This window comes from Carboxylicivirga marina (genome assembly GCF_016612505.1).
GTDB classification, from domain to species: Bacteria; Bacteroidota; Bacteroidia; order Bacteroidales; family Marinilabiliaceae; genus Carboxylicivirga; species Carboxylicivirga marina.
On the sequence record NZ_JAENRR010000108.1, the window covers coordinates 1 to 8,149 of the forward strand.

Here is an 8,149-nt window from a genome sequence, read left to right on the forward strand (position 1 = left end):
ACTCCGGCACTGGTAGGCCCGGCAACGATAAACTACACTGTGAGTGGTACTGCACAAAATGGAACCGATTATTCAACCATCACTTCCTCCATTGACCTGAACACTGGAGCTAATTCGGCAACTATTCCGGTAACAGTTACTACTGATGCACTAGTCGAAGGTAACGAAACGGTCATCATCACTTTAAATACCCAAACAAATGCAAATGCAGAAATAGGGAGCAGCAATTCCGCGACGGTAACAATAACAGACAGTGACGGCAACTTAACCATCACAGATGCCTCAACAGTTAACGGTACAGAAGGCGGAGCCAATGGCTCCTTTACAATCAATACCTCAAGACAATTTACAGTTCCTACTACTATTACTGTAACAACATCAAGTAATTCGGCGCTTATTGTTGATGACTTCACAATCAGCACCATTACGCTTGATACTAACACAAGTGATGTAGTTGTTCCTTTGACTATTATAAATGATAATTTAGCAGAAGGTGATGAAACTGTAACAATAACTCTAGATGGCATTTCTGGTAATCCGAATGCCCACATTGCTGCATCTAATACCAGTACAACACTTAGTATTACTGACAACGACATTCCGGACCTGGTTATTACCGGTGGCCCATTTACAGTCGATGAAGGAACTTCAAACCATACCTTCAATATTGGTCTTGCCGTGCAACCATTAACATTTGTTGAAGTTGACATAAGCTGTATCAACCCTGATATTGTTTTTTCTCCATCAAGCATTACCTTTACTAATGCCGATTGGGCAGAAAAACAGATTAGCTTTTCTGCAGGGCAAGACAGTGATTTACTAAGTGAAGCTGACGACATAACTATCAATGTAGATAACGTCAATAGTGACGATGCTTTCGATGGACTTACAGCTACAATTGGACTTACAGTCAGAGACGATGATGCCGCCGGATTAGAAACAACAGGAGGGCCATTTGAAATTGACGAAGGCTCTTCAGGGAACTCTTTCTCAGTAGGCTTGGCAGCACAACCAGCCAGTAACGTAGTTGTTGATATCAGATCTGATAACAGTGATATTAGCTTTACGCCAACATCAATTACTTTTACCAATACCAATTGGAGTGCACAAAGCATTTCATTCTCAGCTGCAGAAGATGTGGACTTGATTGATGAAATGAATCCAATAGTGATTGAAGTGAACAATGCTACAAGTGATGATGCATTTGACAATCAATCTGCTATTATTAACCTAACAGTTAACGATAATGACGCAGCCGAGTTATCTATTTCCGGAACAGTCAATGCCGAAGAAGATGCCACAAGTGGCGAATTCACAATCAATGCATCACAAGCTACACTAGGTGCTACAGAAATAACACTTAGCATTAGTGGTTCAGCAACAATGGGTAGTGACTTTGAAACAGTAAACCCAACCATTACCATGCCAGATGGCTCCAACTCTATTACTATTCCAATTAACCTCATAAATGATAATTTGGTTGAAGGGCTGGAAAACATTACAATTGAAATGACAGCTGTGAATAACACAAAAACTATCATTTCAAGCTCAGCTAATTCAGCATCCATTGACATAAGCGATAACGACATTGCCGACATAATGGTTGCTCCTACAACATTCAGTGTAACCGAAGGAACCAGTGATCATACATTTGAAATAGCCTTAAGCGCTCAACCAATAAGTGATGTTGTAATTGATTTAACAAGCAATAACGATGACGTTATATTATCAACCAATACACTTACACTCACGAACTTAAATTATGGCAATCAAACGGTTAGTTTTAACACTCTTGAAGATGTTGATTTAACTGACGAATCAGCAAATATTTCTATTGCGGTTAACAACACTGCCAGTAACAGTTTATTCTATGATTTAAATACACAGGTTACTGTAGATATTTTCGATAATGATACACAACCAACCTTTAATTCTTCACCAATTACTGTAACAAACGAAGATGCTGTATACACCTATAATATCTCAGTCACCGACGCTGATGGCGATATACCTGTGATAACACTAATAACCCCATCTGATCCGGCCAGTACCTGGATGACACTCTCCGATAATGGTGATGGCACAGCTGTATTAACCGGAACACCACTTCAGGCTGACGTGACGGCTCCTGGTTCTCCATTGAGTGTTACAATTAGGGCTGAAGATGATTTAACCTATACCGAGCAATCATTCACAATAACGGTTAATAACATTAATGATTCGCCACGAATAAACAACAGTTCATTCTCAACACCTGAAAATCAACCATTACTAATCAGCTTAAGCAGTTTTGCCAGTGATGAAGATGATAACTTAGATCCTTCAACTCTTGATGTTACGTCTGAACCTGATAATGGATTGTATAGTGTTAATACTAACAATGGTGAAATCACGTATACTCCAAACAATACTTACTCAGGCGAAGACAAATTTAATGTACAAATACAGGATTTAAGCGGCGCCTATAGTAATGTGGGTACAATAACCATTACTGTTTCTAACGAAGCGCCAATTGCCAATAAAGATTCATATACCATTAACGAGGATGCAGCCACCACTACATTTGATGTACTGGAAAATGATGAGGATCCTCAAAATAACATTGATTATACTTCATTAGAAATCATTAGAGCTCCAAACATCGGTATTGCAGAAGTAAACACCATGAATGGCACCATTACGTATACACCAAATGCCAATATAAATGGCAATGATAATCTCATATATCGCATTTGTGATACTGATAATTATTGCTCTGAAGCAGAAGTAGAGATTACAATAACTCCTGAAAATGACGCACCTATAGCTAATGATGATCCTCCATATACATTAAATGAGGATCAAAGCATAAAGATTAACATCCTCGAAAATGATAATGATGTTGATAATGATATATACCTAAGTACCATTATTATTGAAGAACAAAACCTGCCAAAAAATGGCTCAATTACAATTAATACTGATAATACAATAGATTACGTGCCAAATCAAGATTTTAATGGCGCTGATAGTTTCATATATTCACTTATTGACGAAGATGGTCAAACTAGTGACCCTGACCATCCTGCAACGGTTACATTTACAGTATTACCGGTAAATGATAACCCAATAGCAATCGATGGCCATGTTGAAACATATGATAATATATCAATTGATATTGATATATTAGATTTTGTGGAAGATGTAGATGGCAATCTAGATTTATCAACCTTAGAAATACCTACTGAAGAAGAAAAACAACCAAGTCATGGTGACGTTACAATCAACGGAACTACAGGTAGAATCACTTACGATCCAGATTACAATTATTATGGTCCAGATGCATTTGGTTTTACGATATGCGATACTGACGGAGAGTGTACTGAAGCATTTATAAACATAACAGTCTTAACTGGAAATGCTAAACCAATAACCAATAGCGATTATCTTGAAATAAAAGAAGACAGCACACTATCCTTCAATCCATTGAATAACGATCGCGATCCTGATGGAGAACTTAATCACTCAAGTCTGCGGATTTTGAAAGCACCAAACCAAGGTTCTTATTCAGTTGATTATATTGAGCCGACAATAACCTATACACCAAATGAAAATTTCTTTGGCAATGACACAATTGTTTATGAAATATGTGATAAAGGCTCATCTAAACAATGTGCTCAGGACACTGCTTTCATAACCGTTAACCCGGTTAACGATAATCCTGTTGCTGTTGATTATCATTTAGATGTTATTGAAAGCACGCCTACTGTGGTTAATCTGGCCGAATTGGGTAGTGACATCGAGATGGAAGCCTTAAGTATCTCAATATCACCGGAATCACCAAGTATTCCTGGATTTATTAGAATCCTTAACCAAACAACGCTTGAATTTACACCTGATTTTGGTACGCTTTGTACAACAATTGAAATAAAGTATATATTGCATGACGAGCAAGGAGGAGAATCTAAAATAGCCACAGTTTATGCAAATGTGATTCCTTTAGATTCAGATAGCGATAATATCCCTGATGCCACTGAAAATAGCAATGGTGACAATGTTGATAGTGACCAGGATGGAACACCTGATTATTTAGATGAGGATTCAGACAACGACGGCATTTCTGACCTGATTGAAGGTAACATTAACGACTTATGTGAGGATAAACCTCTTGACTCGGACAATGATGGCATACCTGATTATTTAGATACGGATTCAGACAACGACACTGTTCTTGATAGCGAAGAAGGGTATGGCGATTGTGATAATGATGCAATTCCAAATTCAATTGATTCATTTGATGATTGTGCTAATCGTGTACTCGACATTCCTGAAACTTTCACTCCTAATGGCGATGGCATCAACGACTATTTTATTATTAAAGGAGCCACTTCGGAGGAATTAAAGGCGAATGAACTATTTATCTTTAACCGTTGGGGAGGTCAGGTGTATCACATGGTTAATTACGACAACACATGGGATGGAAAATCAAACTCAGGAACCTTGGGTAGCGAAGAACTCTCTGAAGGCACCTATTTCTATGTGTTTAAATCTCAATCGGGTACAGTGATTAAAGGAACAGTATATATTAAGCGATAATTTATATTACAATGAAGATTTTAAAGATTCAGAAGCAGATATCGCTTAAGCTAAGCGACTATTTAAAGTTTATACTTTGTTGTGTTTTGTTGTCAATGAGTTTTACTCAAAAGACCAGTGCTCAACAAGATCCTATGTACACACAGTATATGTTTAATACACTGGCCTATAATCCAGGATATGCCGGCACTCGAGAAGTCTTAAGCCTGATGGCCCTTTCGCGCCATCAATGGGTTGGGTTCGAAGGAGCCCCATCAACCCAAACACTTACAGCGCACACTGCAGTTGGCACTAATGTAGGTTTAGGGTTTACATTGATGCACGACAAACTTGACCCAACTCAACAAACAGGCATCTACTTTGATTATGCCTACCGGTTAAAAATTACGGAAAAAAGTAAATTATCATTGGGGATAAAAGGTGGGTTTAATTTCTTCCAAAACAACGTAACCAGCTTAAGTACAGGAAGCGTTATGGACGATCCGGCTCTTAGCGGTGCCGATTACAGTAAGTTTTTACCTAATTTTGGTGTTGGAGCATTTTATTACTCTGATAAATTTTATGCAGGATTTTCGGTTCCCAAGTTACTTGAGAACAAGCTTGACAATGGTGATATAGAGGTATTGGGAGAAAGCGGTAAAGAGGTTCGCCATTATTTTCTGACAAGTGGTTATGTTTTTGATTTGAATCAGAATGTAAAATTCAAACCAAGTATACTTGCCAGATTTACCCAGGCAGCTCCAATGTCAATGGATATCAACCTTAATTTTTTGCTGAAAGAAAAACTTTGGCTTGGAGGCTTTTACCGAATTGAAAACTCTTTCGGCGCCATTGTACAGTACCAATTTTCACAGCAATTTAAAGTTGGGTACGGATACGATATGACAACCAATGAACTAAGCAATTACAACAACGGCACACACGAAATAATGTTACTTTATGAATTTAATTTCACAAAAGAAAAAGTACAGCACCCAAGGCATTTCTAAAATGAAGGCTTTATTTATTTTCATCTTCATTATTGCCTCACAGTTAGTTTTTTCTCAATCGAAAGATCTTGAGAAGGCTGATGATTTTTTTAAGGGTTTTAATTACAAGAAGGCCATTAATGCCTATAAGAAATTGGCCAATGAAGGTCAGCACACTTATTATTGTTATACACAAATAGCCAGAGCTTATTCGAAAATGAATAATAGCGAAAAGGCCATTGAGTGGTATAAAAAATGTGCTGATCATTCAGATTACGACACACAAATCTACTTGTTACTAGCTAAAGAGCTTTTAAAGGATGGTAAAAACCAGGAAGCCTCTGTGTTCTTTCACAAATACTATCTGCAAAATAAATTACCACACCAGCTAGCCACTTCAACATTCATCGAGTATTATAACGAACTCTATCGCGATTCAAGCCGATATAAAATAATACCCTTAACCTTTAATACAAGTTTCGATGAGTTTGGGCCATCGCTCTATAATCAGGAAATGGTTTTTACATCTAATCGACCTGTTAAAGGCATCTCTCAACACAGTGATGTACAAACAGGCCAATCTTTCTTTAATTTATATAGTGTTGATAAAACAAGTACTGAAGCCTCACTTTTTAGTAAAGAGCTTCAAACTAAATATAACGATGGTCCAATTTGTTTCTCAAAGGATTTTAAAACGGCATATATTACGCGTAATACCAACTTTGACACAAAACAGGTTAATACACTTGATATTTTCGTAGCTCAAAGCGAAGGCGATACTTGGTCAAAAGACATTAAACGATTGCCAATACGAAAGGGAACGTATACGGTTGCTCATGCATATATCACAAATGACAGTAAATACATCTATTTTTCTTCAGATATGCCAGGCGGTTTTGGTGGAATGGATTTATATGTCTGTGAACTTAAAAATGGATTTCTAAGTCAAGCAAAAAACCTGGGTAGTTTGATTAATACAGCTGGCAACGAAATATTCCCATTTGTAGATACCAAAGGAACACTATATTTTTCATCTGATATGCATCCTGGCGTTGGTGGTTACGATTTGTTTTTCTCAACACTTGTTAACGGCAATTACACCTTACCATTTAATTTGGGATACCCGGTTAATACACAAGCAGATGATTTTAGTCTCGTATTAGACCCGAGCGATCGCTTTGGTTTCTTTGCCTCAAACCGAAAAGGTGGCTTAGGTGGCGATGACATCTATGCTCTTCAGCTTATACGTCCACTCTCTTATTGCATCATTGAAGCAACAGTTCATAGTGAAATTGATTCTACCCTATTACCGAATGCTTTTATTAACATTACCGATGCTGAAACAGGCGTTATTATGACCGTCAAAACGAATAAATCCGGGAAATTTAACTGCTATCTAAAAAAAGATAAAAAATATACGTTTGAAGTTAAGCGCAAGCTCTACTCTGACTTTAAGGGAGTTCTAACGCCAGAGCAATTGCAAAAATATGATGTGTTAAAATTAAATATTGGGATGAAAGAAAAGTGACCCTTTTATCACAGGTCTTTTATTACTTTTGCGGCAATGAACGAGTCATTTTTAGTGTATCACGAGCCCGTATTCCGCCCACCATCAGAGGCGAATTCAGTAATCCTTCAGGTAACACATGGTTGCAAATGGAACAACTGCTATTTTTGCGAAATGTATACAAGTAAGAAGTACTCAGTTAAACCTCTCAGTACCTTACGAAAAGAAATAATTTTGCTCTCGGGAATGCACCCTGCAGCTAATCGAATTTTCATTGGTGATGGAGATTTATTTACGGTTGAGTTTCCAGTAATACTTGAAACTATTCAATTACTTAAGAAGCACTTCATTAAAGCAAAACGTATTTCAACTTATGCTTCTTCACGAGAATTAAACAAATTTACATTAAGCCAGCTCGAAGAACTCAAAAGTGCCGGCTTAGATTTGCTGTACATTGGATTAGAATCGGGCGATAACGATGTGTTATCATTGATGAACAAAGGAACAACATCGGAGGAACAAGCTCTAGCTGCTTTAAAAGCAAAGAAGGCTGGTCTTAAGTTATCTGTAATGATATTAAATGGATTAGGAGGTAGGTTACATTCGAAAGCTCACGCTATCAATTCAGCAAAACTCCTTAATATTATTCAACCTGATCTATTGGCTTTATTAGTTATCTCCTTCCCTTACGGATATGAGCACTTTAGCAAGCAACTAAAAGCTCCTTTCGAACCTTTATCTCAACTAGAGATGCTAAAAGAAATGCGCCTTTTACTTGAAAATTTAGAGTTACACAGTACTGTTTTCAGAAGCGACCATGCATCAAACTACCTTGTATTTAAAGGAGGATTAAATCGAGATAAAGATAAATTCCTCAATCAACTTGACAACATTATTGAGCACACCATTCATGTTCCCAAACCACATTTAAATGAGAGTAGATATTTGTAATAACGTTCTACTCCCGAGTTCGACAGATAAAATTCCATAGTTACTGATAGCTAGACGAATAACAAGAGATATAGTGGTTTGTGCCACTACATTTTCATTCGCTACTGCAAAATTTTCGGAGGGATTTTCAAGCCTATTGCTTTTAATA

Annotated in this window: 4 protein-coding genes; all 4 read left to right on the forward strand. The window is 37.3% G+C overall.

What is annotated here, in order from left to right; all coding sequences use genetic code 11:
• Positions 1–4,575, forward strand: a 4,575-nt coding sequence (locus JIV24_RS21570; protein ID WP_200467163.1) for a tandem-95 repeat protein, incomplete at its 5' end; no start/stop codon positions are given.
• An 11-nt stretch (positions 4,576–4,586) separates the two neighbouring features.
• Positions 4,587–5,564 carry a PorP/SprF family type IX secretion system membrane protein gene (locus JIV24_RS21575; protein ID WP_200467164.1) on the forward strand — a complete coding sequence of 326 codons (978 nt, stop codon included), beginning with the start codon at positions 4,587–4,589 and terminating at the stop codon, positions 5,562–5,564.
• Positions 5,515–7,071 (forward strand): tetratricopeptide repeat protein, encoded by a 1,557-nt coding sequence (locus JIV24_RS21580; RefSeq protein WP_200467165.1) that lies wholly within the window; start codon positions 5,515–5,517, stop codon positions 7,069–7,071. The genes JIV24_RS21575 and JIV24_RS21580 overlap by 50 nt, the downstream gene beginning before the upstream one ends.
• A 36-nt stretch (positions 7,072–7,107) precedes the next feature.
• The gene (locus JIV24_RS21585) at positions 7,108–8,001 is read left to right on the forward strand and encodes a radical SAM protein (protein ID WP_200467166.1); all 894 of its coding nucleotides are present in this window, start codon (positions 7,108–7,110) and stop codon (positions 7,999–8,001) included.
• Positions 8,002–8,149 lie beyond the last annotated feature (148 nt).

What these genes read in the sequence shown, in the direction of transcription:
- JIV24_RS21575 (WP_200467164.1), top strand. Translation starts at nt 4,587, where the DNA reads ATGAAGATTTTAAAGATTCAGAAGCAGATATCGCTTAAGCTAAGCGAC.
- JIV24_RS21580 (WP_200467165.1), top strand. Translation starts at nt 5,515, where the DNA reads ATGAATTTAATTTCACAAAAGAAAAAGTACAGCACCCAAGGCATTTCT.
- JIV24_RS21585 (WP_200467166.1), top strand. Translation starts at nt 7,108, where the DNA reads ATGAACGAGTCATTTTTAGTGTATCACGAGCCCGTATTCCGCCCACCA.